Source organism: Microcoleus sp. D3_18_C4 (assembly GCF_036702355.1).
GTDB lineage: Bacteria > Cyanobacteriota > Cyanobacteriia > Cyanobacteriales > Microcoleaceae > Microcoleus.
Genome location: NZ_JAUBTF010000011.1, coordinates 103,715 through 129,773 on the forward strand (window position 1 = coordinate 103,715; position 26,059 = coordinate 129,773).

Consider the following 26,059-nt stretch of genomic DNA (forward strand, 5'->3'; position numbering starts at 1 on the left):
ATATTAAAAAGCCTCAAACTCGGACGATTAATGAGAAATCCTACCACTTCCGGTTCATCCCTGCGGTAGAGGTAAGAGCGGGATAGGGGTTGTTATTCTAAGAACATAAGACAAGGCACAAGAAAAGTTTAAGTATTCAGGAGAAAGAGAAATGGGAATTATTGCTTGGATCGTTTTAGGACTGATTGCCGGTGCGATCGCCAAAGCCATTTATCCGGGAAGTCAAGGCGGCGGTTTTCTGGCAACAACAGGTTTAGGAATTTTGGGCGCGCTAGTGGGAGGTTATCTAGGTCAAGTCTTACTGGGGACGAGCGGGGGAGCATCCTTCGGAGCATTGACTTTACCCAGCATAGCTTTTGCAGTCGTAGGCGCGATCGTTTTACTATTCATCTGGGGATTGTTAACTCAGCGTGCTGCATAACAAATATTGCCAATTCCCAGTCGATCGACTTTTAAGGTATTCATAAACCCGGTTTCTTCAAGAAACCGGGTTTTTCAGTTGTTTGTAGGTGCGTCAGCCTACTTTTACCAAATCCGGGTTAAAAACCCCTATCAGACTCAGCGCTTACAACGGTTCCAGAGCCAAACTTTCGTCCGAACAGAGGGGGACTGAAGAATAAACAGGTAAAAATCCCGGATTTGGTATCATCAATTAATTAATCAATCCGCAAGTTGAAAGGCAAGCGAACATAAATCCCCTGCGGGTCGTTCATAGACTTGATCACAGCCAAGTCATCTTGCATTTTCTTAAATTCCGCCGTTAGCGGGTCGAGTTTGGCGGCTCGTTGCAACACGTGAACGCCGGAAATTCTTTCCAAAATTCGCTCCTCCAAAGTGCGGCGTTTTGGATATTCTTCCAACTTCCAATCGTCGCCGAGTTTAGCTTGCTTAGCAGCTTCTCTCACAGCATCTTCAAGGCCGCCAATTTCATCGACCAAACCCAACTGTTTCGCAGCCGTACCAGACCACACTCTGCCTTGAGCAATTTCTTGTACCTTGTTTTTCGGCAGTTTGCGGGAGTCGGCGACTTTAGTAATAAATCGATCGTAAATGCGATCGACTACCCTCTGAATATTCGCCAATTCTTGAGGATTTTTCGGACGGGAAACCGTGTTAGTATCCGCAAAGCGGGCGGTTTTCACCACGTCCCAAGTTAGGCCGTTGTTAGCAGCCAACTTTTCGACGTTGAGCAACATTCCAAAAACGCCGATCGAACCGGTAATCGTACTGGGTTCGGCAAAAATGCGGCTGGAACCCATCGCAATCCAATAGCCACCAGATGCTGCTAAATTGCCCATCGAAACGATAACAGGTTTCTTTTTCCCCGTCAGCATCACTTCGCGTCCAATGACTTCGGCCGCCGTCGCGCTGCCTCCAGGACTGTTGACCCGCAAAACCACTGCTTTTACGTCGTCATCTTCTCGGATTTTCCGCATTTCTTTAGCGATGCGATCGCCTCCTACTTCAGTCGGGCCCCCTTCGCCGTCTACAATCTCTCCTTCAGCGTAAAGTATAGCAATTTGGTTTTTCTTGTTAGCGCGAGTTGAGTTTTTATCCTCAGCAACTCTTGCGTAGTTTTTCAAACTAATTTGCTTGAAAGATTTGTTTTCGCGATCGGTTCCTGTGAGTTTTTTGAGTTCGGTCGATATTTCGTCAAAGTATACAACTTTATCAACTAACTTGTTTTTGAGAGCTTCGTCAGCCATCAAAGTTCCGCCCTTATCTGCAAGCGCTTGCAGTTGCGGAACAGTCACTTTGCGGCTCGGAGCGACAGTTTTCAGGTATTCTCCCCACATATCTCCGAGCAACTTTTGAGTTTGCTGGCGATTTTCGGGACTCATTTTTGTGAGCAAAAACGGCTCAACGGCTGACTTGTATTTGCCGACGCGAGTCACTTGCACTCCCACGCCGTATTTTTCCAAAGCACCCGTGAAAAACATTCCCTGACTGCTAAAACCGTTGATTTCCAAAGCGCCGTAAGGGTTGACGGCAATTGTATTAGCAACAGAACCGAGGTAATAATCTCGCTCATTCCAGTCCATCTGGTAAGCAAAAATGGGTTTTTTGGCATCTCGGAAACGCTGCAAGGCCGATCGAACTTCTTTGAGATTGGCAAACCCGCTGCTGCTCGAATCCGAGCTGCCTTCGAGATAAATGCCAACGATTTTCGGGTCTTTTTTCGCATATTCGATCGTGTCTAAAACAGTCCGCAGCGTCACTGTATCGCCGGAATCTTCCGAAAGCACTTCTTCAATCGCCGCGCCAGTGCTACGGCTCGGTTTGCTGTCGGTGATATTTGAAGAAAGGTCTAATACCAATACAGACTTATCTTTAACTTGCGGGCCTGAATCTTTAGACGACGATGCCGCCATAGCAATTAGCAGTACCAGTCCCCCCAATCCGATGCTGCCCAGCAGCAGCAGTCCTAGGAAGGTTCCCAGTAAACTTGCACAGGTATATTTTAGGAAATCTTTCATTAGATAATTGGTAATTAGTTATTAGTCAATAGTCAATAGTCAATAGTCATTAGTTAGAGTATATCCGGTGAGAGTGGAATGATACCGAGACGAGCGTCCCGCTCGCACTGGAATCGGAATGATATTTTTCCGATGCCAGCGGAAACGATATTATGGGTAATTCCTGCAACTAGGATTTAGCAATTATCCTCGGTGGTAGTTATTAGCTAATGACTTTTGAGTGCTGACTAATGACTTTTGAGTGCTGACTCACTTTTATCTTAACCTTTCCAAAACCCCAGAATGTTTTAACTCATCCAAATTACGGCAGCCCGTACAGAACATCACGGTGCCGATTTCTGCAATTAAAGCCTCAGCTAGGAGGGCTGCCGCTGATTCCGATTCCGCTGCAGCTTGTAGAAACGGCCGCGCCAGTCCCGCAATATCCGCGCCAAGAGCGAGAGCCTTCGCTGCATCCAATCCATTCTGCAATCCTCCAGAGGCAATCAGAGGAACATCCGGCGCTACGGCGCGGGTGCTGACAATGCACTCGGCTGTTGGTATTCCCCAGTCGGCAAAGGTTGCGCCTAACCTGCGCTGCTTGCCATCTTTAGCTCGCTCTCCTTCTATTTTCGCCCATGAAGTGCCTCCTGCTCCGGCAATGTCGATCGCACCTACCCCGGCTGCGAGCAATTTCTTTGCCATTTTTCCTGAAATACCGTTGCCGACTTCTTTAGCAATAACTGGTACTGGTAATTTATCGCACAATTTGGCAATTTTATCTAGCAGTCCTTTAAAGTTAGTATCGCCTTCGGTTTGAACGCACTCTTGCAGCGGATTGAGGTGCAAAATTAGTGCGTCTGCTTCTAGAATATCAATAATTTTTTGGCACTCTTCCAAACCGTAATTGTAGTTTAATTGAACGGCTCCGATATTGGCAAACAGGAGAATATCGGGAGCGCGGCGACGGACAGCAAATGTAGGAGCGAGTTGAGGATTTTCTACAACGATTCGCTGGGAACCGACTCCCATTGCTAGTTTGTATTCTTGAGCAACATCGGCGAGGCGATAATTGATTGTCTGGGCTAATTCTGTGCCACCGGTCATCGAGGAAATTAGCAGGGGAACGGCTAATTTTTTGCCGAGAAATGTGGAGGTTAAATCGATTTCGGTGCGATCGAGTTCTGGCAAACAGCAGTGATCAAAACGGTAGCGTTCTAGGCCGCTGGTAGTTTCGCGAAATTGTACGTCTTCTTCGAGGCAAATCCGCAGGTGGTCTGCTTTGCGAGTTTCGGTTTGCGAGGGGGAGGTTAGCGGCAAGTTCACAGTGGCTATTTGGGGAAAGAGTTGTGATTTGGGAATATAGCAATTTTATTTCATTTTTGATTTTTTTAATGAACCGCAGAGATCGCAGAGAGCGCAGAGGAGAAGAAAAGAGAGATGTTCGTAAATCCTGCCAGGGTTGCTGTATTATCCAGGAACTGTCATTGGCATTCCGTTATCGGAAGGTTTTAATTTTAGTAAAAAAGGAACTGCTTTTTGCACCCAGGCTTTGACTGACGGGTAATTTGCCGCATCTTCTCCGAAACAAATGTCCAGCATATCGGTGTGAATTATCCCCGGATTTAAAGGAACTGCTGCCATACCTGCGGGCAATTCTTGAGCGAGCGATCGGGTAAGTCCTTCTATTGCCCACTTGGAAGCGCAATAGGGAGCGACTTCCGGCGAAGTTGACCTTCCCCAAGCAGAACTAAAGTTGACAATTATGCCATTTTTTCGAGCAATCATTGCCGGGACAAAGTGGCGAATTACATTAGCTGTACCTTTAATATTAACATCTACTAGCTGGGAAAATTCTTCGCTGCTGACTAACCAAAGCGGCGCGGGATTGTTGATTAAAGCTGCATTGTTGATGAGCAAATCGGGCGGCTCCTTTTTCGCCGTCATAATTTCTGTGGCCCAAGCTTTTACTCGATCGTCGTTGGTGACATCCAAACAAGTAAAATGGTGCGGCGCACTATATTTTTGGTTGAGTTTTTCCACCGCTTCGGCAGAACGGGCGCATCCCACAACTGTATGTCCCAATTCAATAAACTTTTCGGTCATGGCAAGACCGAGACCGCGACTGACTCCGGTAATTACAATTAATTTTGTCATTGATTTGCTGAATTTTGACATTAAGTAATACAATACATATTGACTGGCTAATTGACAAATCGATCGCAGGGAGAAAGCATGAAAGTAAAAGCAGCAGTTGCTCGCAGTGCCGGCCAACCTTTGAGCATTGAAACGGTTGATCTAGATGGGCCGCGGGCTGGAGAGGTGCTGGTGGAAATTAAAGCCACGGGTGTTTGTCACACTGATGCTTATACTCTTTCCGGTGCCGATCCAGAAGGCTTGTTTCCAGCTATTTTAGGCCACGAGGGAGCCGGGATTGTCGCAGAAGTGGGGCCGGGAGTAACGAGTGTCAAAGTGGGCGATCGGGTAATTCCTCTCTACATTCCCGAATGCCGCAACTGCGAATATTGTTTGAGCCGCAAAACCAATCTCTGTCAAGCAATTCGCGTGACTCAAGGCCAGGGAGTGATGCCCGACGGCACCAGCAGGTTTTCCATAGACGGGCAGAAACTTTACCATTACATGGGAACTTCTACCTTTGCTAATTATACAGTATTGCCGGAAATTGCAGTAGCAAAAATTCGCGATGACGCTCCTTTTGATAAAGTTTGTTTGATCGGCTGCGGCGTAACAACTGGCATCGGCGCTGTCATAAATACTGCGAAAGTAGAGCCTGGTTCTAATGTGGTAGTTTTCGGTTTAGGCGGCGTGGGCTTAAATGTAATTCAAGCGGCTCGCATGGTGGGAGCTAACATGATTGTCGGCGTAGACTTGAATCCCGACAAGCGAGAGATGGCGGAAAAATTCGGCATGACTCACTTTGTCAATCCTCGCGAAGTGGAAGGCGATTTAGTGCCTTATTTAGTAGATTTAACCAAAGGTGGAGCTGATTACAGTTTTGAATGTATCGGCAACATTAATGTGATGCGCCAAGCTTTAGAATGCTGCCACAAAGGTTGGGGTGTGAGCGTAATTGTTGGGGTAGCGGGAGCCGGTCAAGAAATTAGCACCCGCCCGTTTCAGCTAGTAACTGGTAGGGTTTGGAAAGGGACGGCTTTTGGCGGCGCGAAAGGCAGAACTGATGTTCCTAAGATTGTTGATTGGTACATGGACGGTAAAATTGATATTGACAGTCTGGTAACTCAGGTAATGCCCATCGACAAAATCAATGAAGCCTTTGAATTGATGCACAAAGGTGAATCAATTCGCACAGTTTTGACATTTTGAACAAAAATCTTTCTCTCTTCTCTCTTCCTCTGCGCCCTCTGCGGTAAAAAAAAATCTAATTCAAAAATGAAATAGAATTAACATGATATCAGAATCCCTTAAACTGCAAAAAGAACAGAAATGTTTCGGTGGCAAACTCGGCTTTTACAGCCATCAATCCTCCGCTTGCAACAGCGAGATGAAATTTGCAGTTTACCAGCCGCCGCAAGCTTTATCTCAACCCGTACCAGTTTTGTATTTTCTATCAGGCTTAACCTGCACAGAAGAGAACTTTATGGCAAAAGCGGGGGCGCAACAATTTGCGGCAAAATACGGGTTAATGCTGGTTACGCCCGACACCAGTCCACGCAATACAGGCATCCCCGGCGAAGATGACGATTGGGATTTAGGAAGTGGTGCGGGTTTTTATGTTGATGCGACAGCCGCACCTTGGAATGCTCACTATCGAATGTACAGTTATGTCGTTGATGAATTGCCGAATTTAATCGCCGAAAATTTTCCAGCGATACCGGAAAAACAGGGAATTTTCGGTCATTCGATGGGCGGACACGGGGCTTTAATTTGTGCTTTGAAAAATGGCTCTCGCTATCTTTCAGTTTCCGCTTTTGCGCCTATTTCCGCGCCAATGCGCTGCCCTTGGGGACAAAAAATATTCGGGTACTACCTCGGTGGCGACAAAGAACTCTGGAAGGCTTGGGATGCTAGCGAATTGGTGCTTGAGGCGCAATACAACTCTCCGATTCTGATTGACTGCGGCACTGCTGACTCGTATCTGGCTGACGGGCAGTTGTTGCCGGAAGTGTTCGCGGAGGCTTGTGCAAAAGCGGGACAGCCACTAACTTTAAGGATGCAGGAAGGTTACGATCATAGCTATTATTTTATAGCTACTTTTATGGAAGATCACATTCGGCATCACGCGGCTGTTTTGTGCGGGTAGTTCCTAGCAGGAAGCCGGCAAGATGCCTGCTCCACAACAACTGGTTCTTAGGCTCTACCGGGGAACCGATATCCAGAGGCTCTGCCTCGAAAGGCTGCCATGAAATGTGGAGGCACAGCCTCCTGATCTGCTTTACCAGGCAGAGCCTGGTAACGAGTGACAAGTAAAATAGGAATTACGCACGGGGGCCCAGAAACCGGGTTTTTCATGCGTCTACTTCGTGGCAGCCCTAGAACAGATAAAATGTGGAGGCAGAGCCTCCTGATCTGCTTTACCAGGCAGAGCCTGGTAACGAGTAAACTCGCTTCTACGAGCACAGGTATTTTCGGTTAATTAAGATCAATCGGAAATACCCAGTCTTTATAATTGCTGTCGCGATTTTCGATAATCCCGGTTAGTTTGTCCAAAATCTTTTCGGTGATGGGTCGATTTGGGGGCAATTGATAGTTTTCTACTCTGTTAATTGGCGTAATTTTGGCTGCGGTTCCGCAGAGAAAAATTTCGTCTGCAATCAACAGTTCCGATCTATCAACGGGTCTTTCTATGACTTCAATTCCTAAGTCTCTGGCGATAGTTATAACGCTGTCTCTGGTAATTCCTTCGAGAATATCTTGCTCGAAACCCGGAGTAACTAATTTACCGTTTCTGGCGACAAATATGTTCATTCCTGAAGCTTCGCTGACTTTTCCCTGAGTATTCATCATAATAGCTTCGTCGAAGCCGGATTGTACTGCTTCTGTTTTAGCTAAAGCTGAGGTGATGTAAGCGCCGCTAATTTTACCTCTTAAGGGCAAACTGCGGTCTTCTTGGCGATACCAAGAGCTAATTCTACAGTTGACTCCTTCTTTGGGCAAATAGTCGGAAAGTTCTAATCCGTAGACAAAAAAGTCTGTGTCTACGTTGTGCAGTCTGGGGGCAATTCCTAAACTGGATGTGTAGATAAAAGGGCGGATATAAAATGATTTTGTGGGTTTGTTTTTTTGGACAAAATCAATAATTATTTGTTGGATTTTGCTGGCGGGTAAATCGCAGTGGAGGAAGCTGGCACTTTGACTTAATCTTTGACAGTGACGGTCTAATCTAAATAGCAATATTCGATCGGCATTTTGGGGGTCGGGAATTCCCCGCAACCCGCCTAAAACTCCGGTTCCGTAGTGCAGTGCGTGGGTTGCTATGGAAATTTTGGCGTCGGTAAAGGGGAGAAATTGGTTTTGAAAGTAGGCAATTGGTAGAAAACTATCCATGATTCAAGCTGGCGATGAGTTGGGCAGTCCGCGAGGAAAGCTGAATTTGGTTATATTACCATAAGTTATACCATTTGAGATTTGAGATTGAGAAGGACTGATTTCATAAGGGTTTGAAGCTCGCCTACAGTTGGATTGTTGTTTAAGACTGGTATTATTCTTTTGTTGTGATATCGATTTATAAAATAATATCAAGAGCGGTCAGTTTGGTTGATAATTGTTTTGGGAAAAAGTGCGATAGACTACAAACAAAAATCAAGCAAGGGGCAACTATGGCACGTAAATGTTTCATTATTGAAATGGGGATGGGTATAGACCAGCACGGGCAGGAACCGACTGTAGCCTGTGCAAGGGCTGTACGAAATGCGATCGCCCATAATGCTTTGCTGGGGGTCTGGGAAGTGGCGGGTTTGACTGACCCCAATCAGATGATTGTTGAGGTAAAGGTGGCTGTTCCTTACCCGGAACAAGTGCGCGCCGAGGAGGTGTTGGCGGTGCTGCCTTTTGGCAGCAAAACTCTGATTGTGGAGCAAGGAGGCATGATTGTCCCAGGAAGGGCGATCGCCTCTCTGAATGATAAAAATGATGAAATGCTAATCGCTGTGGCGGCTGTGACTGTTTTTGTGGACACTGAGGACTAATTAATATCAAATCCGTTAGCATCGGAATAGTAAATTCGAGTTCACTGTTGACTGTTGACGGTTGACTGTTCACTGTTCACGGCGTCAACAGTCACCAGTCAACCGTCAACATCATAAGGAGTGTAACCGGAAATGATCTAATTTGGTGTTGTTTGAATAAATCGCCCGATCGCACTTGCTTGTTTTCGCGATCGGGCGATCGAACGCCTATCTGTTAACAAATGATTAATTTAGACTCTGTTGTAGGGTGCGTCATGAGATATGGCATGAAATATCGTAGAAAATCTGAGGCTTGAGGCACCCTCCAATAGGTTGGTTGCACGGTAAGGTTTATTTGCGCCTACGTACTTAATTTTGAAGTTTTAATTGATAATTTTTAATTTTTCAGGCGACCGGGTATGTAAGCAATCCAGCAAAACCATACGATTAATAACAGCCAGGTTGCTGTAATATTGTTGCCCAACAAGTTGCGGAGAAAATCTTCCATTTTTCTCAAAAATTATAGGGTTTAAAATAATTTATTACTGTTCCCTCTCCGAACACAAAAGGTAGAGTCCGATCGCATAAAAGCCGATCGCACTCTACCTCCTCTACCTCCTATTTGGGCTTGCTGGTATCTGCCAACATTTGGTTAACCATTTGCAAGTGCGCCTGAAGGTTCGGCAACTTCTGGGTGGCCCAAGCCTTCAAGTCTGGATCTTGTCCCTGTTGAGATTGAGCCTGAAACAAAGCAATAGCCTGAGTGTGGCTGTCGATCATAGCCTGCTTGTAAGCGGTGTCAAAACTTGTACCGGATAGTCCGGAAAGTCGATCCATCAAAGCTGTGTTCTGGCTGCTCATTTCGGTTGGCAGTTTTACGCCTTTTTGCATTGCTACCTGCATCAGTTCTTGATTAGCCTGGGTGTGTTCCTCAACCATTTCTTGCCCGTATTGTTTCACACCTGCACTAGAACCGCGCTGCACTGCCAATCTGCCGAGTTCCACTTCCAGCATACCAATTTGACCTGCTTGCATGACAAAGTTTCTGTCTTGGCTGCTGAGAGAATTAGGCGAAGTTTCGCCACCTGTTGGAGTGTTGGGAGAACGGCTGGGAGTGTTGTTGATGGGGCTATTTGGAGAACGGCCGGGAGTGTTGTTGGTGGGGGTATTTGGAGTGTTGGGAGAACGGCCGGGAGTGTTGTTGGTGGGGGTATTTGGAGTGTTGGGAGAACCGCCAGGATTGTTGTTGTTAGGATCTGTAACAGAAGGTCCCGGAGAATTAGGATCGTTTAAGTCGCTATCAGCAAGCTCAAAAACTCGATCGCCCGACTGGTTGAAGCCGTGAGTCTGGCGGTTTAATTCTGCGAATCCCGGCACAGCTATCAAGGAACTAACGCCGGCAATTCCGGCAACTGTTACCAATTTTTTGAACAAACTTTTGCGATTGAGTGAAGTCATGACTTTCTATGCCTCTAAGTTGTTTTCAAAAGTACGTGAAGCGAAGCTATCCCGTAGGGAATCCCCCCAAACTAGCGATGGGATGGCGTACTGCCTTTCCGAAACAAGTTGATCAAACCAAACGCGCCCAAGGCACCCAGCCACCCGAAATTGTTGGGGCTATCGCGCCGAGCACTCAAAACTCCAGAATTAGTATCAGCCGGCGTCGATGTCGTACCAGTTGTACCTGTTGTACCAGTGCCAGTCGTATCGGTTGTACCTGTTGTACCAGTGCCAGTCGTATCGGTTGTACCGCTTGTACCCGTGCCAGTCGTACCGGTTGTACCGCTTGTACCCGTTGTACCCGTGCCAGTCGTATCGGTTGTACCGCTTGTGCCGGTGCCGGTCGTACCAGTTGTACCGCTTGTACCCGTTGTACCCGTTGTACCCGTGCCAGTGGTATCGGTTGTACCGCTTGTGCCGGTGCCGGTCGTACCAGTTGTACCGCTTGTACCCGTTGTACCCGTGCCACTCGTACCGCTTGTACCGCTTGTATCGGTGCCACTCGTACCGCTTGTACCGCTTGTACCGGTGCCACTCGTACCCGTTGTACCGCTTGTACCGGTGCCACTCGTACCCGTTGTACCGCTTGTACCGGTGCCACTCGTACCCGTTGTATCGCTTGTACCGCTTGTACCGATGCCACTCGTACCGCTGGTACCGGTTGTATCCGTGCCAGTCGTACCGCTTGTACCACTTGTGCCAGTACCGCTTGTACCGCTTGTGCCAGTACCGCTTATACCCGTGCCAGTTGTACCGGTACCGCTTGTACCGCTTGTACCGCTTGTGCCTGTGCCGGCACCGCCGCCAGCACCGCCACCAGCACCGCCGCCAGCACCGCCCGACTGGGCTGAAGCAGGCAGTGCTAAGGAAACCGTTGCTAAACCTAAAGTACAAGCGCTTGCTAAAACAACTTTCAACAATTTAGAAGATTTCATGGTAATGCTTGCTTTTGCATAGAGTGCTGCGATCGCTTGTGATGCCAAAACAGCAGGGTTAACTTGACAGCGTAACGTGCAAATTTTATAACCTTTGCTGCGGGATAATGAAGGTAAGGGAGCAAATTTAGTCCCGTTGCCTCGATGATTTTTTCCTGATTAATTACACCGCTACGTTAACAGTTTATAAGCTATTACGTATGCTTCAAGTTCGCCATTCATCTTTAGGAATATTTGACAAAATGGCTTTTTATTTCAGGTGGTGGATGAAATTTGATTGAGCGGCAGACTAGCTAAATTAAAATTTGTATACGGGGGATAAAAAGCTGGTTGATCTGAAAAATTTTGGGTTGAGTAACGAGACATATACGCATCAACCGGCTTTCTGAGACAAGGGCGCTGATATTCCTATAAATTTTCCCCTGCTGCTGGTACTTTGAGGCAGAAATTCTGGATTTTGTCACCGTCACTTTTGGGGTAGCACTCCGCCAGATGAGTTAGTTTAAAATTTTTTTGATCGCTATTTTTCCTTAACTTGCTGCTGACAATTTTTCCCCTGGTAGCATACAGCTCAAACTTTCTCAGGAAACTAAATTATCTCAAAACGCCGATCGCTCTGAGTAGCCCGAACACCTACAACCCCGAAACAGCAAGGCTTTTGACTGGGCTTTGACTTGCGTTAAACAGGAAGGCGAACTGAGGGCTATCCGAGTCGGGCCCGCGGGACATTAAATTAAGCAGGGGTGGCGCACTCGTGAGAATTGCTTGTGAGTGCGATCAGGCAAACTCTGATATAGTAAAGCAAAAGGTATGCCAGAGAGCGCTTGTTCTCTAACACATTTTCCAAGGGGAGATCAACTATGCTGCATCGAATTCTTGCCAGAAGTCGCTATCTAATGTTAATCGCTGTATTCGGTTCTTTTACAGCGTCTGTGACGCTTTTGATCTACGGTGCCCTGGAAACCGTCATTACCATCGGCTACACAGCTACAGTACCGGTTTCCAGCAAAAACTCGAAACAACTGATTCTGTCTTGCATCGAAGTTGTAGATTTGTTTCTCCTCGCCACAGTATTTTACATTACTGCACTCGGACTTTACGAGTTGTTTATTGATGAGCGCATCAAAGTACCCATCTGGCTGGAAATTCACACCATCGACGACCTGAAAACCAAACTCACCAGCGTGATTGTAGTAGTGTTGAGTGTATTGTTTCTCTCGGAGGTAGTTCGGTGGAGCGGTGGGACGAACATCCTTCCCTTGGGAGCGGGGATCGCTTTAGTAATCGCTGCACTGACGTATTTTCTGAGTTCGCAAGTGAAAAAGCCGAAATCCGATTAATGACTGTTTCAGAAAAGAAATTACCCAAATCCGGGCCAACCAGCAACGGCAAGTCAATTCCCTTAGTCGCTCAGAATAAATTTAATATTACATCTGTCTTGGGAAGGAGAAAAATCCGGTTTAAAACTTGCTTTTAGAGAGAGGAAAGTAGTTGCTTCTCGTATATAAGATTAAATTTATGTTTAATAATTAGAGGTCATTATGCCAGAACAACAATTTGACACCTTACCTTCAGAAGCACAAGAACTCCCCCAAGGAGCTAAACAAATTTTTCAGGCTGCTTTTAAGAGCGCTAGCGAAGATGGAATGAGCGCAGATGGTGCTACTAGCGTTGCTTGGAACAGTGTAAAATCTGAATATGTTAAAGGCGAAGGTGGCACGTGGCATCACAAGGGCGACGATACTAACCAAACCCGCAAATCTGTACAGTCTGGTGGCAATTAGTTATCAGCAATCAGTAATATCGTGTCCGCTAACATAACCCCTATCCGTTGTGTAGTGAGGGCTTCATTCCTCAAATTTTGATGAGAATAAAGAATCCTTACTACCAACCAATTGCAGTGACGTTATTCTAGCGGGCATGATATCATCATTCATGAGCAATGTACTCATCACTTGTGGTTAATGCTTTACGTTGATAGTTGTTAGAATCGCGGTGGTATAGAAGTTAATGCAGCCTGTTAATAGGCTGGCGCATATCCCATTGCAGTTCGGCTAAAACGAGCAAGCTAAATACCATTACGGTTCCCGTAAATAGGAAAGACCAACCGCCAGTGTAAGGCAAAATTAAAATCCCCAACAGGTGAAATAAACTTGCTGCTAAAAGCGCGCGCGATCGCACTGCAAATCCAGTCCCTAAATACCCTATTCCGCTCAGGCCCAACCACAGGGTACAGAGATTCGCCAACACTTTTCCCCAACTGAGAAAAATTGCTAAATCGGTCAGCAACAATCCTAATAACATTAGTATTACCCAACCGTAAAGCACCCAAATCAGGCGTTCTATTTTGACCCAAGAGTATGTCATGCTTACCATTGCTGCTGTACCTACGAGGCTGAGGGCTGACCACAAACCAGCTTGCAGCATCCAACTCACCGAAAAAAATTGTGCTGTGCCGAAGATGGCTATTAACAGCAAGCTCCACAGCAAGCAAGTTCGATCGAGACAAGTGTAAAATTGTGAATAAAATCGATCTTTCCCAAGGGGAAACTGAACCTGCCAAAGCCCTTCTAACTCCTGAACCTCAATGTTAATCTGTTTCCGGCGCAGAGGCGGAACTGAATAATTAAAAAAGCTCATATCTGACACTATTAAAACTTACAATTATTTGCTTAGGTACTATCTCACCAGCAATCGCTATAATTGCAATCTGTCAATCGGATTAATCTAGTTAATTTGATAATCTGTCGGCAGTAATAGTTATTTGCTCGCACGAGATCAAACAGGAAGAGATAGATTGCAGAGGAGTTTGATAAAATAGCTCTTGCGACAGATGGCTGGGATATTACTTATTCGATACTTTTAAAATAGTCAACTTTGTTACAGAATTTATGCTCACTTCATCCCATCCTCTGAAACAGGTATTCCACTGCCCGGAAGAATCGGATTTTTACGCGCACTGCTTGGAAAGTTTAGTGTTAAATGCCAGCGACAATTCTCGACTGATCGTAGAGTTTGGTTCAGGAGAGGGAAGTCCAGTTATTAAGTCTTTGCTGAGAAGTGATTTTGATGGGAAAATACAGGGGTTTGAGCTAAATAATGTAGCTTGGAAAATTGCTAACTCACAAATTAAGGAATATCAACTGAGCGAAAAATACACCGTCAACAATTGCTCTTTTTTCGATTCGCCTTTATACGAGTCGGCGGATTGTGTCATATCAAATCCGCCTTACCTGCCGGCGGTGGATGATCAGATTTATCAGCCACTGTTGCACGGCGGGAGTGATGGTTCGACAATTGCTAAGAAACTTTTATCTCTGGGCTGCGATGAAGTTTTGCTGATGGTTTCTAGCTATTCTAATCCTGTGGGTTTGATCGATTATGCCTTGGATCGAGGCTACTCGGTTGCGAATTTTGAAATTGCACCTTTAACTTTTGGCTATTATAGTTCGGAACCCAAAGTGAAAAGCGCGATCGCCACTCTCAGAGAACAGGGAATGGCTTTTTATACGGAAAACATCTATCTGCTGGCTGGAGTTTTGTTTAAGAAGCACCAAAAGTCGCAAAGAGATTTGTCTATCGAGCTCATTCAGTTAATGACAGCATTGTGAAATACAGCGCTGGCAGGTGCATCTTGCGTGTTCCACCATTGTCAGCAACAGGCAAGATGCCTGTTCCACAAGAAATACACTCTTTGTGGAACAGGCATCTTGCCTGTTCCTCAAAGGCTTATTGAGAAAGGTGCAAGATCTAGGGTGCATCCAAGACTTATGCACCCTAGATAGCCCTTAATTCCGTTCTGTGGCTTGGATCGATCGCACCACAGCAGCCCCAGCCCGATCGCCGATCGACTTCTCCTGATCGTACCCCAACACCAGTTCCCAAGCCTCCTGTGGGTATCTATCAACCAGCGGGATCGCCACTTCATCCAACATCCAGCGGCCGTGACGCTCATCTTCTTTGATGTGCAGTTCCCAATAACCCATCGCAGCCTGCGACAGGCCCAGACGCTGGGCGGCGGCTAGATAATTGCGGTAAGCCACGGGCCCCGCGACCTCAAAATAAGTGAGTCCACCGTTGTAGCGCAGAAAATGGCGCTTGCGTTCCGTCAGCAGAAAGTTGTGATTAATGCTTGCGAGCACTTGCCAAGGCACTAAATCGAAGTACGCTTCGGGTTCCGTACTCATCCCGAATTCAGCCAGCATTTGGGCAAAAAAGGTCGAATGCTTGCGGGGGAGACGACCGCCGCCGTATTCTTCGATCAGCACTCGCGTAAGGGTGCACTGAATTTCGTTGCCGGCACCGCCGATGATGCGAGAAACACGGCTGGCTTCCACTAAACCGTCGAAGGAGGCGATCGCCAGCAGGTGTTTGTATCCCTCTTCAGTCATGTGTTCGCGCAAATAGCGATCGAGCTCAGTTAGCGGAGGATCGACATCGGCGGCCGCGCGATCGCGCAGGGCTTGCTTGACATCCGGCAATTTTTGCAGCGCTGCAACGTCGATTTGGGCGATTTCCCACTGCTGCCAAGGTTCCTCAATGCGATCGCGCACGGAACGCAAATAGTGCGATCGCTCATTGTTGTAGCGGCGCAAATCATCGTACCAAAACAAGTTGAGGCGGTTGATGCGGTAAAGTACGCGCTGCAAGAAGCGGTGAGCGGCCTCATCGCCTGGTTCCTGTTGGTAAGCTGCTTGAATTGCATAGGCGATCGCGCTTTCAAAATCGCTGACAAGTAACGGTTTTGCCGCCACCGTCTTGTCTAAATCCTCGACTTCTAGCAAATTGACAAATTGTCGATCGGCTGCTTCATAATTGGGGAGTACGGATTGCTTTTTGGAAAGACTCCGCGAGTCTGAAGAAGGAAGTATCTCTATCGTGTTTTGCATGGAATCAAGTTATGCTAACTCTAATTATTGTGTTGCCTGCCAAAACAGCCAACCGTTGCAGATTGCTGAGGATAATGGCTACTTAATTTCACGATACCGAATCCATCAGCCGCATACACCCTTCCATTGATAGAGATTTGACCGCTACCGCCTCATACCCTTTTCAACTTGTGAGTAAAGGTAACAACGTTTAGGCAATTGGTATTAACTTATATCAGGCATCATTCTCAATCACCTGTTTAGCAACGGGCAAGATGCCCGTTCCACAAGAAAATGGAGTTTTTGTGGAACGGGCATCTTGCCCGTTCTTGAAAACTGTACAACCTATGACTATCAACCTAGGCGATCGCCAAAATACTCCTGATACAACCGACATCTGGGAATGCAATGATTTCCATCCAATTTCACCAACCCCATACTATTTAACTTAAACCCCAATTCTGACCTCAATCTAACTGGCTGGGAAACACTCACAACCTCTCTCATCGCCTCCATTAATTCCGAATATTTCTCTAAATTCCATAAATGTCGCCGCAAATGATCGCTGTAAATTCCCGCTTCAGTTGCAGATTCTTTCACTAACCGCTCTAAAGTCACATCTTGACGCGAAAGATGATACATTCCTAGTCGCACTAAATAGGGATTTCCTCCCACTAGCGCCATCATTTCTGCCACTTCTGTATCACTCCAATTGATTCCGTGTCGCGCTGCTAAGTCTTGCACTTGCTGCGAATTAAACTCAGGCAAATCAATGGGCAACCCCACATTAAACGGCGATTTATTCACATCCAGCGGGATATAAACTTCGGTCGAATGTACCACAATCAAACGCAATCTTTTCCAAATATCTCGCCGTTTTGCTTCTTCGTGTAAAGCTCGCAATAACCCAAAAAAATCGTCGGCAATTTCCGGTGATTCAAACAGGCGATCGCTCTCATCCAAGCCTAACGTCAGAGGTTTTGAGGATTCTGAAAGCAAATACTGTTCAAAATAAGCCTTGCAGCACTGATTGCTGCCAATCAAAGCGGCTAATTCCCAACACTTGGGCAACTGCTCCAGCATTCCTAACTCTTGACCGATGCTAGCACAAAACCACTGCAAAAATGTATCTGAATTAGCGAAGATTTTCCGATTGGCTAGCTGAAAACTCAGCGCTACCGTGCGAGAACCTTGCTGTTCTGCGTGATGCAAAATCCTCGCCATCAAGGAAGTTTTGCCCATTTGTCTGGGTGCTTTTATGCGGATCAGTGCTCCCGGTTGGGCGATCGTCTCGTAACAGCGGGATTCGATCGGAGGGCGATCGATATAAAAACGAGAAGCTATTTCAACTTGTCCTCCCGGCAATTCTGGCGGCGCTGCTGGCAGGGGTTGAATCATTGACTGTTTGGTGCTAGTAATTGCGGTCCATTCTACAGCTAATTCATGGTCGGCAGTTAACGATGTGCGACCTTCTTTGATAATGGTTAAAATTTGTGATAATAACTTAAATGAGTCGCCAACACCGCGCCACAGCCAGGGCTGAATTCCTGCTAAATAGCTCAGTAAATCGAAAGAAAGCGGTGTATTTGATTCAAGTAAAATCGGTAAAATTGCGGGTTTATGAGCAGTTGAATTGTGCAGTTCTTTGGCTAGCTGCACTTGTTCCAATATCATTTCGCTCGCGGCCGATTCTTGGGAAATCAGCAACAACAAATAATCGCAACGCTTTAAATATGAGCCTGAGTCGCTGGTGTTGTTAATAAAAAAGACCTCGTGGCCTCCCGCACTCAAAGCTTGGTGTAACTGCTGAGAAAGCGTATTGTGTGAGGTCGATCGGACGATCGCCACTTTGGCCCTCACCAGCAGTACCTCCTCTGGCTCTGAATTCGCCTCAAAATCGGCTATATCGCGCCATTCCTGCCCCAATCCGCGACAAATTTCGATGAAATTGGCATAATCCACAGGTTTGCCATTCAGAAAATGGCTGACAGTAGATTGGGCCATCCCTAAATCCTCAGCCAGAATTTTCTGACTGGGGAAGCCATTTCTCAGGAGACAGGATTTAACTGCGCGAATGCACTCTTCGCGCACCCTTAGCGATCGTGGCATTGCTTATCACAATCAAAACACTGAAACCATCATAAATGCCAACCGTACCTAAAGTCGATGAAAAGTCGATGAAAAGTCGATGATTTTTCCAATAACTCAGTCGCCAACTCAAATAGCCACCTGATTAGATTAGAAATAACAAGGTTGAATCCCATCAAAACGAGGTAAAAGCATTGTGTATTCTATCTTAATTTGGTCGCTGGCGTCAGCCACTAATCAACCAGGTTTCGCCTTCACCCCGCCCCTATTCTGGTTGCTGATCGGAGTTGTGCTTAGTGCGATGGAGCTATTAATTATCAAAACTCAGCCCCAAAAATACAGATTTTACCTGCTAATGATGGGAGCTTCGGCTTTAATTGAAGCCTTTATTTTGTGGAGAGGAGCTGTAGCATTTCAGTTTAGTTGGGCGAACATAATGTATGAAGATTTTGACTGGCAAATCTTCTACTGGATGGGGATAGCCCTCGCGCTGAGCATCTGGATTCGACCAATTTTTATTGTTCGCAAAAAGTTTGTGATTCCCGAAGCAACGGAAGCGACAACTATCTCCGAAATTTTCCCCGGAGAAACCGGAATGGTGATTTATGAAGGGGCTTCTTGGAAAGCTCGCAACGAAGATTCCCAAGGGGCGATCGCACCCAGACAAAAAGTTTACGTTTTGCGCCGCGAAGGAAACACGCTGATTGTTGTACCTGACAGATTAATTCATATCAACAGCTAAATCTGAGTTAGCTCTTTTATGACTCGGCGATTGAAATCGCTTCTTGCCAAACAAAGTCCCTCTAAGAGACTAAGAAATCACTATCAAATGTCAACTGTCAACTATTTACCAGGAGATTCACTATGTATCAGTATTTTTTGACGGTATTGTTTGCCATCACCGGAGTATCCTTAGCCAACAGCGTAAAAATTGTCCGTCAAGGAGATGAGGCATTAGTTGAAATTTTCGGAAAGTATGATCGAAAAAAGCTCGAACCGGGTATAACATTTTTGATTCCCTTTGTCGAAACAGTCGCCTATAAACAAACTCTGCGCGAGCAAATTTTAAACTTGCCACCGCAAGAATGCACAACGCGCGATCGGGTGGCCATCAATGTTGATTTTATTGTGTACTGGCGAATCATTGACTTAGAAAAAGCTTCCTACAAAGTGCAGAATCTCAAGGAAGCGATGTTAAATATGCTGATTCTTTCAATTCGCACTCACCTTTCTAAATTATCTGTTGAGGAACTCTACACGGCTCGACATGAGATTAATAATGCTTTAGTGGAAGAGTTGGATACAACGACAGATCCTTGGGGTGTGAAGTTTACGAGAGTGGAATTGCGCGATTTTGCGATCGGCAGTAAAGTGATTCAGCCCACATCCATTGACCGGAAAGAAGTACAAAAGCTGCGAGCTTAGAGATTAGTATTCCATCGTTTTCCTCGTTACCAGGCTCTGCCTGGTAACGCAGTTCCAGAGGCTCTGCATCGCCGACTTTAATTCGCATTGTATATACCATTTAAGGAGACAACACCATGACTAACAATCAAGAATCAAGTTTGAGCAATGCAGCTTGTCGCGGTTGCGGATGCTTATTACTTATAGCCGGTATTGGACTAATGAATGGGATAGCTCTGCCATTTTATCTAAATAATACCAATAGAAGCAAGCAGTCGGAAGCAAAACAGTATGTGAGCTCAATGAACAAAGCTCAGCAAGCAGATTTTGCCGAAAAAAGTGTTTTTTCGCGTTCCGTTAATGCTTTGGGACTTGGGATAAAAACGGAGACAACAAATTACAAGTATTCAGTTCGCGTCACAAAGCAAACTGCTTTTAATTATGGAGTCTCCAAGCAACCACAACTTAAGAGTTATGTCGGCGGTGTCTTTCTAGTTCCTGTTAAAGAAGTTGAGCCAAATGCTGCTAAAGATGGAATAACAACAATATCCATATTCTGCCAAGCTGATTCTCCCGGTACAATTAAACCAGCGGAACCCACATATGAAAAGGGTAAAATTGATTGTGGTCAAGGCACAAGACAAGTGACTAAATAATCTAACTCTACGCAATATAATGACAGTCGATTACTAATATCAAATCGGCTTTCACTTGAGATTTACCGGACTAAAGTCTTTACTACAAACAGGGAGGATACAAAACTATGAGTCAACAAAATTCTAACTCAGCTAGCCTTGCATCGAATGTTGGTGGATACTTAGTGTTTTTAATGTTGATTGGAGTATTAGCTTCGGTAGCTCTGCCATCCTTTCAGGCTAAGCTTAGGATCAACAAGCAATCGGAGCCCAAAGATTATATTAGCTTAATCAACAAACGTCAGCAAGCGTATTTTGCCGAAAAAAGTGTTTTTAGCACTTCTGTTAAGGCTTTAAAAATTCGCATTATTAAAACCGAGACAGAAAATTACAAATATTCCCACCATACAAAAAAAGCAACATTTAATTATGGGATATCAAAGCAAAAAGACCTTAAAAGCTATGTCGGGGGAGTCTTTGTAATTCCTGCTACAAAAGTTGAGTCATATTCTTATAAAAATCCAATAACAACCACATCTATATTGTGCCGAGCTGATTCTGCTGGTACAATTAAACCACCAGAACCCACCTATGAAAATGGTAAAATTGCTTGTGCTACAGGCACTATAGAACTGAGACAAACTTATGACTAGAGGCAATATAACGACAGTCGATTACCAATATCAAATCGGCATTCACTTGAGATTTACCGAACTAAAGTTCTTACAACAAACAGAGAGGGTACAAAACAATGAGTCAACGAAATTCTAAATCAGCTAGCCTTGCATCGAATGTTGGTGGATGTTTAGTGGTGATTGGAGTATTAGCTTCGGTAGCTGTGCCATCCTTTCAGGTTAAGCTTAGGAACAACAAGCAATGGGAACCCAGAGATTATATTAGCTTAATTAACAAACGTCAGCAAGCGTATTTTGCCGAAAAAAGTGTTTTTAGCACTTCTGTTAAGGCTTTAAAAATTCGCATTATTAAAACCGACACAGAAAATTACAAATATTCCCACCATACAACAAAAAAAGCAACATTTAATTATGGAGTCTCAAAGCATAAAAATCTTAAAAGCTGTGTCGGTGGAGTTTTTGTAATTCCTGCTCCCAAAGGTGAGTCAAATGCTTCTAAAAATAAAAAAACGACCACATCTATATTGTGCGGAGCTGATTCTGCTGGTACAATTAAACCACCAGAACCAACTTATCAAAATGGTAAAATTGCTTGTGCTACAGGCACCACAGAACTGAGACAAACTTATGACTAGGGGCTAGATCATGACAGTCGATTACCAATATCAAATCGGCGGCAGTCTCCCGCAAAATGCACCTACTTATGTAGTGCGACAAGCTGACTCAGAACTTTATCAAGCCCTCAAAGCCGGAGAGTTTTGTTACGTGCTCAATTCCCGACAAATGGGCAAATCTAGTTTGCTGGTGCGAACTGTACAAAAACTCTCGGCTGATGGCATTGCCTGTGCTACGATCGACCTTTCGGACATTGGCAACCAGCAAGTCTCTCTAGATAAGTGGTACGGCGGCGTCGCTTACAAGCTATTGTGCAGCTTCAACCTGTTTAACCCAGTCGAGTTTATGGCTTGGTGGCGGGAGAGAGAGTTGATGTCGCCGGTGCAGCGCTTAGGAGAGTTAATTGAAGAATTGCTGCTGGTCAAAATTTCTCAAAACCTGGTCATTTTTATTGATGAAATTGATAGCGTTCTGAGTTTCCAAGAACCGCTAGACGATTTTTTTGCATTAATTAGATGTTGCTACAATAAACGCGCTCACAATTCAGAATACCAGCGCATTACATTTGCTTTGCTGGGAGTAGCTACCCCATCGGATTTAATTAGCGATGCAACTCGCACGCCCTTTAATATCGGTTTACCTATTGAATTGCACGGTTTTAAATTACAAGAAGCTCTGCCTTTAGCCAAGGGATTTGAGGGAAAAGTAGACAATCCTCAAGAGGTTTTAAAAGAGATTTTGGACTGGACTGGAGGGCAGCCATTTCTGACTCAAAAGCTTTGCAAGCTGATTTTATACCATTTAAAAAGCTTAGCGTCGGCTTCTATTATATCAGATTCAACGGATGAAAGCAAAACTGAAATTATCCCTACAAAAAAAATATTAATTAGCGAGATAGTGCAATCTCATATTATTGATAATTGGGAATCATCCGATGAACCGGTACACATCAAAACAATTCGCGATCGCCTTCTCAGAAGTCCGCACCGCGCCAGTAGGTTATTAGGACTATACCAAAAAATATTGCCACTTTCAGAACCCCCCGATTGTAGGGGCGCTGCCCCCGTGCCCGCCCTGGTAGGGGGAATCTGGGCGGATGATACTCCCGAACAAACAGAATTGCGGCTGAGCGGATTAGTAGTAAAACGAGCCGGCAAATTAACCGTATCCAACCGCATTTACGCAGCTATATTCAGCCATAACTGGATAGAAAAAGCACTCGGCGACTTGCGCCCCTATGCTGAATCCCTAACAGCATGGATAGCTACAAATTGTCAAGACGAATCTCGCTTGTTGCGCGGTCAAGCACTGGAAGATGCCCGACAGTGGGCGGCAAATAAAAGCTTGAGCACCCAAGATTATCAATTTTTAGGTGCGAGTCAAGAAGCTGAATTTGCCAAATTGCGCGATCGCGAAAAACAAACTCAAGCTGAAATGGAACAACTGCGCCGCGAAAAAAAGTTACTAGAGGAACTAAGCGAAGCACAAAAGCAGAAAAAAGCGATTGCAGTTAAACTTTGGCGCGAGCAACAACTGAGAGTGCAAACAGTTACAGGAGCCGCAGTCATATTAATATCAATCCTGATAGTAACTTTTTGGGTTAAACCGTCAATCGAAGAAAGAAACAACAAAATACTCACTCTCAGTTTGCTATCAGAAACCCTATTTGCTGCGGATAAGAAAGAAGAAGCTTTGCTAGAAAGCATTCGAGCTGTTACAGAAATGAAACGATCGCTCGGAGTGAGTTCAGATATTCAGATGCGAGTGGCGATCGCCCTCGAACAGGCAGTTTACAACTTTCGGGAACGCCGCCGCTTGCAGACTCAAGCCAGTACCCTCGCTTTCGTGAGTTTCAGTCCCGACAGTCAAACAATTGTGACTGCTACCGATGATAATTATATCAAGCTTTGGCAAACTAATGGAACTTTGCAAGCAACATTGACAGGGCATACTGATAAAATTAGAAGGGTAATTTTCAATGCTAGTGGTCAGATAATTGTCTCAGCAAGCGACGACAAAACTGTGAAAATTTGGCAAAGAGATGGCAAATTAATTAATGATTTAAAAGGACACAGCGGTCTAATAACCAGCGTTTCTTTGAGTCCAGATGGTAAAATTATTGCTTCAGCAAGTACCGATGGAACAGTTAAAGTCTGGAAAATAAACGGGGAAAAGTTGTCAAGTTTAAAAGTGGAGCGAGGTGGGATAACTAGCGCCAGTTTTAGCCCAGACGGTCAGATAATTGCTGCGTCTGGCACTGATGGCACTGTTAAACTTTGGAGTTTGAGAAAGATTGTGGAAAAGTTGCAAAAACAGCAGTCAATTGAAGCAAGCACTGATATCAAATTGCTCCGAACTTTACAGATTGGAAGTGATAAAATAATGAGTGTTACTTTCAGTCCAGACGGAGCAATGCTGGCGACTGCAAGTGCTGGGGGAACTGCGAGAATTTGGAGCAAAGACGGCACACCGCTAAGTATTTTAAAGCATACAAGTGGAGTGACAAATATCAGCTTTAGTCCCGACAGTCAAATGTTGCTATCTGCAAGCACAGACAAAATGGTGAGGCTGTGGAACATTGACGGTACATTGCTCAAAACTTTAAAAGGTAACAAGGATGCTGTGTGGAGTGCGAGTTTTAGTCCAGACGGCAAAGCGATCGCTAGTGCTAGTGCTGACGGTACGGTGATGCTGTGGAATTTTAATCTTGACGATTTATTGCAGCAGGGTTGTAATGGAGTCCGCAATTATTTGCAGAAAAATCCGATCGCAAATCCAAACAATCGCCACCTCTGCGACGGGATTGAAACTCAGTCGGAACTCACGCAAAAAAAACCTGGTTAAGATTCAAAATCTTGAGTTTTGCAGCAAAGTATTTGGGCAAAAACTAGCTTTTTGACCAAGAATTGCTTGATGGTACCCACCACGTGATTTATCCGTGGAATCAATCCAAAATCAACAATCGAAAATCCTCAAGCCCCCGCATTTATCCGTGGGGTAAATCTAAAATCTAAAATCTAAAATCTAAAATCTAAAATCGATTGACCGCCCCTGCGTCTAGGGCTGATATCGTTAAAATTGGTAGCAGCTAATAGGTAATAGGTCAACCCGATCGGTGTATTCAACTCTAGAACAAAAGTACCAGCGCCTGCAAAAAGACTTAAGAAACGGAGTCATCGCCCTTGGTGGCATTTTCTGCACGGGTACTCTCTGGTATTGCCTGGTGGAAAAATGGTCTTTGCTCGATGCCGCTTACATGACAGTATTTACCCTAGCAACTGTGGGCTACGGTGAACTTCAGCCCCTCGGTCAACGCGGGCGAATGTTTACCATATGCCTGATTTTGATGGGCGTGATTGTGATTGGTTTCATCGTCAACCGCTTTACAGAAGCGCTGATTGAAGGATATTTTCAAGAAGGAGCAAGAATTAGGCAGCAGCGACGATTGGTAGATTCTTTGATCGGGCATTACATTCTCTGCGGTTTTGGGCGCACTGGCCGCCAAATTGCCTTGGAATTTCAGGCCGAAAACATCTCTTTTGTGGTTATAGATTCGGCGGTGCAGTCGGTTGAGGCAGCTTTGACGCTGGGGTACACTGCTGTCCAAGGAGACGCAACTTTAGACGAAATTTTGCTGAGTGTGGGGATCGATCGCGCAATTTGCATAGTAGCAGCTTTGCCTTCGGATGCCGAGAATTTATACACTGTCATGTCAGCGAAAACTCTGAATCCGAAGGTACGGGCGATCGCCCGCGCCACCACAGAAGAGGCGGTAAAGAAGTTGCAGCGCGGTGGCGCCGATGCCGTTGTATCCCCCTACATTACCGGGGGAAAACGCATGGCGGCGGCGGCTTTGCGGCCTCAAGTTATGGATTTTTTAGATGGTGTTTTGACGGGCACCGAGAGTTCTTTTTACATGGAAGAATTTTTGGTCGATCCCAATAGTTGTGTCTACGTTGGGGAAACTTTGAGAAATGCCAAGTTGCGATCGCAATCAGGGGCCTTGGTTTTAGCGGTGCGGCGCGCTGGCGGGACTTTGATTGTCGGGCCTACTGGAGAAACTGCGATCGAAGGAGGAGATACGCTGATTTGTTTGGGTACTGCTGAACAACTGCGAACTCTCAATCAAATCCTCAGTCCCCTGAGTTTTCGCCTCCCCCGGCCCCCGAACTAATACGATGTCATATCAATTCCGGTTGCACTCCTGTTGACTGTTGACTGTTGACTGTTGACTGTTGACTGTTGACTGTTGACTGTTGAAGGAGAGGTCGAAAAACTGAATTGTTGAGTGTTAAATGTTGACTCGATTTTATTATTCCAATGCAACCGGAAACGATATGATATCAAATCCGTTGGCCTCGGAATTATTCATCTCTCTCTTCCCTTTCTCTGTATCCTCTGTGTCCTCTGCGGTTTCATCATTCCAATACAACCGGAATTGATATGACAACTGACTGTTTGGACATTTGAACAATACCGATGCAACCGGAAACGATATGAATTTAAAAAATTCACCATATCCACCACACAAGGATTTAGGGCAAATAAAAATGCTCTCGGCTACTTTGCCGAGAGCATTTTTGAGCAGTTAAACTGCGTTTTGCTACAGATTTGCAACAATCATAGACAAGTCATAGACAAAAAAATCGCTGAAACTCAAAGCCGATGGTGGGATTTGAACCCACGACCGTTCGATTACGAATCGAATACTCTACCCCTGAGCTACATCGGCACAGACAATTTTGAATTATAGCACAACCTAAGCCAAAAAAGCAAG

The 26,059-nt window shown here is 45.4% G+C and carries 23 protein-coding genes and 1 tRNA gene; 14 read left to right on the plus strand and 10 right to left on the minus strand.

From position 1 onward, the window contains the following. The first annotated feature begins 151 nt into the window (after positions 1 to 151). Entirely contained in the window at positions 152 to 421 is a 270-nt protein-coding gene (locus QUA90_RS08140; RefSeq protein WP_333128479.1) for a GlsB/YeaQ/YmgE family stress response membrane protein, read from the plus strand. A 235-nt stretch (positions 422 to 656) separates the two neighbouring features. On the opposite strand, the gene sppA is transcribed toward QUA90_RS08140, so the two are convergent. The 3 genes from sppA to QUA90_RS08155 all read right to left on the minus strand — a co-directional run bounded on the left by sppA (position 657) and on the right by QUA90_RS08155 (position 4,613). Next, positions 657 to 2,477, minus strand: a complete 1,821-nt coding sequence (gene sppA / locus QUA90_RS08145; RefSeq protein WP_333444829.1) for a signal peptide peptidase SppA — start codon at positions 2,475 to 2,477, stop codon at positions 657 to 659. 255 nt (positions 2,478 to 2,732) lie between these two features. Beyond that, the gene (gene fni / locus QUA90_RS08150) at positions 2,733 to 3,782 is read right to left on the minus strand and encodes a type 2 isopentenyl-diphosphate Delta-isomerase (protein WP_333444831.1); all 1,050 of its coding nucleotides are present in this window, start codon (positions 3,780 to 3,782) and stop codon (positions 2,733 to 2,735) included. 144 nt (positions 3,783 to 3,926) lie between these two features. After that, positions 3,927 to 4,613, minus strand: a complete 687-nt coding sequence (locus tag QUA90_RS08155; RefSeq protein WP_333444833.1) for an SDR family oxidoreductase — start codon at positions 4,611 to 4,613, stop codon at positions 3,927 to 3,929. A gap of 78 nt (positions 4,614 to 4,691) precedes the next feature. On the opposite strand from QUA90_RS08155, the gene QUA90_RS08160 reads away from it, so the two are divergent. Further along, on the plus strand, positions 4,692 to 5,801 hold the full coding sequence (locus QUA90_RS08160) for an S-(hydroxymethyl)glutathione dehydrogenase/class III alcohol dehydrogenase (RefSeq protein ID WP_333388766.1): 1,110 nt from the start codon (positions 4,692 to 4,694) through the stop codon (positions 5,799 to 5,801). 82 nt (positions 5,802 to 5,883) lie between these two features. Beyond that, the gene (gene fghA, locus QUA90_RS08165; protein WP_333388763.1) at positions 5,884 to 6,738 is read left to right on the plus strand and encodes an S-formylglutathione hydrolase; all 855 of its coding nucleotides are present in this window, start codon (positions 5,884 to 5,886) and stop codon (positions 6,736 to 6,738) included. Between the two features lie 329 nt (positions 6,739 to 7,067). Here the strand turns inward: fghA and QUA90_RS08170 are convergent, their stop codons facing one another. Next, positions 7,068 to 7,982, minus strand: a complete 915-nt coding sequence (locus QUA90_RS08170; protein ID WP_333388761.1) for a branched-chain amino acid transaminase — start codon at positions 7,980 to 7,982, stop codon at positions 7,068 to 7,070. 272 nt (positions 7,983 to 8,254) lie between these two features. Between QUA90_RS08170 and QUA90_RS08175 the strand changes: the two genes are divergently transcribed. Next, entirely contained in the window at positions 8,255 to 8,623 is a 369-nt protein-coding gene (locus tag QUA90_RS08175; RefSeq protein WP_333388759.1) for a Lin0512 family protein, read from the plus strand. A 597-nt stretch (positions 8,624 to 9,220) separates the two neighbouring features. Here QUA90_RS08175 and QUA90_RS08180 read toward each other — a convergent pair. Continuing rightward, entirely contained in the window at positions 9,221 to 10,060 is an 840-nt protein-coding gene (locus QUA90_RS08180; protein WP_333444835.1) for a DUF4142 domain-containing protein, read from the minus strand. Between the two features lie 71 nt (positions 10,061 to 10,131). Beyond that, positions 10,132 to 11,037, minus strand: coding sequence for a hypothetical protein (locus QUA90_RS08185; protein WP_333444837.1), 906 nt, complete (start codon positions 11,035 to 11,037; stop codon positions 10,132 to 10,134). Positions 11,038 to 11,897: 860 nt separating this feature from the next. On the opposite strand from QUA90_RS08185, the gene QUA90_RS08190 reads away from it, so the two are divergent. Together QUA90_RS08190 and QUA90_RS08195 are read left to right on the plus strand one after the other, a co-directional pair. Next, positions 11,898 to 12,377 (plus strand): YqhA family protein, encoded by a 480-nt coding sequence (locus tag QUA90_RS08190; RefSeq protein WP_333444839.1) that lies wholly within the window; start codon positions 11,898 to 11,900, stop codon positions 12,375 to 12,377. 201 nt (positions 12,378 to 12,578) lie between these two features. Next, positions 12,579 to 12,821 (plus strand): ChaB family protein, encoded by a 243-nt coding sequence (locus QUA90_RS08195; protein WP_333258473.1) that lies wholly within the window; start codon positions 12,579 to 12,581, stop codon positions 12,819 to 12,821. Positions 12,822 to 13,044: 223 nt separating this feature from the next. On the opposite strand, the gene QUA90_RS08200 is transcribed toward QUA90_RS08195, so the two are convergent. Next, positions 13,045 to 13,677, minus strand: a complete 633-nt coding sequence (locus QUA90_RS08200) for a hypothetical protein (RefSeq protein ID WP_333388752.1) — start codon at positions 13,675 to 13,677, stop codon at positions 13,045 to 13,047. Between the two features lie 251 nt (positions 13,678 to 13,928). Between QUA90_RS08200 and QUA90_RS08205 the strand changes: the two genes are divergently transcribed. Beyond that, positions 13,929 to 14,648: an SAM-dependent methyltransferase gene (locus QUA90_RS08205; RefSeq protein ID WP_333444841.1), complete on the plus strand. Its 720-nt coding sequence runs from the start codon at positions 13,929 to 13,931 to the stop codon at positions 14,646 to 14,648. 177 nt (positions 14,649 to 14,825) lie between these two features. Here QUA90_RS08205 and QUA90_RS08210 read toward each other — a convergent pair whose 3' ends face one another. Next, positions 14,826 to 15,926, minus strand: coding sequence for an iron-containing redox enzyme family protein (locus QUA90_RS08210; RefSeq protein WP_333444843.1), 1,101 nt, complete (start codon positions 15,924 to 15,926; stop codon positions 14,826 to 14,828). A 333-nt stretch (positions 15,927 to 16,259) separates the two neighbouring features. Further along, on the minus strand, positions 16,260 to 18,014 hold the full coding sequence (locus QUA90_RS08215) for an AAA-like domain-containing protein (RefSeq protein WP_333444845.1): 1,755 nt from the start codon (positions 18,012 to 18,014) through the stop codon (positions 16,260 to 16,262). A 175-nt stretch (positions 18,015 to 18,189) separates the two neighbouring features. Here QUA90_RS08215 and QUA90_RS08220 point away from each other — a divergent pair, with 175 nt between their 5' ends. The 7 genes from QUA90_RS08220 (at position 18,190) to QUA90_RS08250 (ending at position 25,456) form a co-directional block, all read left to right on the plus strand. Then, complete coding sequence (locus tag QUA90_RS08220; protein ID WP_333321723.1) at positions 18,190 to 18,735, plus strand: NfeD family protein; 546 nt, start codon at positions 18,190 to 18,192, stop codon at positions 18,733 to 18,735. Between the two features lie 122 nt (positions 18,736 to 18,857). Then, on the plus strand, positions 18,858 to 19,418 hold the full coding sequence (locus QUA90_RS08225; RefSeq protein WP_333444847.1) for an SPFH domain-containing protein: 561 nt from the start codon (positions 18,858 to 18,860) through the stop codon (positions 19,416 to 19,418). A gap of 116 nt (positions 19,419 to 19,534) precedes the next feature. Beyond that, positions 19,535 to 20,053: a type IV pilin-like G/H family protein gene (locus QUA90_RS08230; protein WP_333444849.1), complete on the plus strand. Its 519-nt coding sequence runs from the start codon at positions 19,535 to 19,537 to the stop codon at positions 20,051 to 20,053. 107 nt (positions 20,054 to 20,160) lie between these two features. Further along, positions 20,161 to 20,685, plus strand: a complete 525-nt coding sequence (locus QUA90_RS08235; RefSeq protein ID WP_333444851.1) for a type IV pilin-like G/H family protein — start codon at positions 20,161 to 20,163, stop codon at positions 20,683 to 20,685. Positions 20,686 to 20,783: 98 nt separating this feature from the next. Then, complete coding sequence (locus QUA90_RS08240; RefSeq protein WP_333444853.1) at positions 20,784 to 21,302, plus strand: type IV pilin-like G/H family protein; 519 nt, start codon at positions 20,784 to 20,786, stop codon at positions 21,300 to 21,302. A gap of 10 nt (positions 21,303 to 21,312) precedes the next feature. Further along, entirely contained in the window at positions 21,313 to 24,126 is a 2,814-nt protein-coding gene (locus QUA90_RS08245) for an AAA-like domain-containing protein (protein WP_333444855.1), read from the plus strand. A 271-nt stretch (positions 24,127 to 24,397) separates the two neighbouring features. Further along, positions 24,398 to 25,456, plus strand: a complete 1,059-nt coding sequence (locus QUA90_RS08250) for a potassium channel protein (protein ID WP_333444857.1) — start codon at positions 24,398 to 24,400, stop codon at positions 25,454 to 25,456. 486 nt (positions 25,457 to 25,942) lie between these two features. Here the strand turns inward: QUA90_RS08250 and QUA90_RS08255 are convergent. Then, a tRNA-Thr gene (locus QUA90_RS08255) sits at positions 25,943 to 26,014 on the minus strand. Positions 26,015 to 26,059: the final 45 nt, after the last annotated feature.

What these genes read in the sequence shown, in the direction of transcription:
- QUA90_RS08140 (WP_333128479.1), top strand. Translation starts at nt 152, where the DNA reads ATGGGAATTATTGCTTGGATCGTTTTAGGACTGATTGCCGGTGCGATC.
- sppA (WP_333444829.1), bottom strand. Translation starts at nt 2,477, where the DNA reads ATGAAAGATTTCCTAAAATATACCTGTGCAAGTTTACTGGGAACCTTC.
- QUA90_RS08155 (WP_333444833.1), bottom strand. Translation starts at nt 4,613, where the DNA reads ATGACAAAATTAATTGTAATTACCGGAGTCAGTCGCGGTCTCGGTCTT.
- QUA90_RS08160 (WP_333388766.1), top strand. Translation starts at nt 4,692, where the DNA reads ATGAAAGTAAAAGCAGCAGTTGCTCGCAGTGCCGGCCAACCTTTGAGC.
- fghA (WP_333388763.1), top strand. Translation starts at nt 5,884, where the DNA reads ATGATATCAGAATCCCTTAAACTGCAAAAAGAACAGAAATGTTTCGGT.
- QUA90_RS08170 (WP_333388761.1), bottom strand. Translation starts at nt 7,982, where the DNA reads ATGGATAGTTTTCTACCAATTGCCTACTTTCAAAACCAATTTCTCCCC.
- QUA90_RS08175 (WP_333388759.1), top strand. Translation starts at nt 8,255, where the DNA reads ATGGCACGTAAATGTTTCATTATTGAAATGGGGATGGGTATAGACCAG.
- QUA90_RS08180 (WP_333444835.1), bottom strand. Translation starts at nt 10,060, where the DNA reads ATGACTTCACTCAATCGCAAAAGTTTGTTCAAAAAATTGGTAACAGTT.
- QUA90_RS08185 (WP_333444837.1), bottom strand. Translation starts at nt 11,037, where the DNA reads ATGAAATCTTCTAAATTGTTGAAAGTTGTTTTAGCAAGCGCTTGTACT.
- QUA90_RS08190 (WP_333444839.1), top strand. Translation starts at nt 11,898, where the DNA reads ATGCTGCATCGAATTCTTGCCAGAAGTCGCTATCTAATGTTAATCGCT.
- QUA90_RS08195 (WP_333258473.1), top strand. Translation starts at nt 12,579, where the DNA reads ATGCCAGAACAACAATTTGACACCTTACCTTCAGAAGCACAAGAACTC.
- QUA90_RS08200 (WP_333388752.1), bottom strand. Translation starts at nt 13,677, where the DNA reads ATGAGCTTTTTTAATTATTCAGTTCCGCCTCTGCGCCGGAAACAGATT.
- QUA90_RS08205 (WP_333444841.1), top strand. Translation starts at nt 13,929, where the DNA reads ATGCTCACTTCATCCCATCCTCTGAAACAGGTATTCCACTGCCCGGAA.
- QUA90_RS08210 (WP_333444843.1), bottom strand. Translation starts at nt 15,926, where the DNA reads ATGCAAAACACGATAGAGATACTTCCTTCTTCAGACTCGCGGAGTCTT.
- QUA90_RS08215 (WP_333444845.1), bottom strand. Translation starts at nt 18,014, where the DNA reads ATGCCACGATCGCTAAGGGTGCGCGAAGAGTGCATTCGCGCAGTTAAA.
- QUA90_RS08225 (WP_333444847.1), top strand. Translation starts at nt 18,858, where the DNA reads ATGTATCAGTATTTTTTGACGGTATTGTTTGCCATCACCGGAGTATCC.
- QUA90_RS08230 (WP_333444849.1), top strand. Translation starts at nt 19,535, where the DNA reads ATGACTAACAATCAAGAATCAAGTTTGAGCAATGCAGCTTGTCGCGGT.
- QUA90_RS08235 (WP_333444851.1), top strand. Translation starts at nt 20,161, where the DNA reads ATGAGTCAACAAAATTCTAACTCAGCTAGCCTTGCATCGAATGTTGGT.
- QUA90_RS08240 (WP_333444853.1), top strand. Translation starts at nt 20,784, where the DNA reads ATGAGTCAACGAAATTCTAAATCAGCTAGCCTTGCATCGAATGTTGGT.
- QUA90_RS08245 (WP_333444855.1), top strand. Translation starts at nt 21,313, where the DNA reads ATGACAGTCGATTACCAATATCAAATCGGCGGCAGTCTCCCGCAAAAT.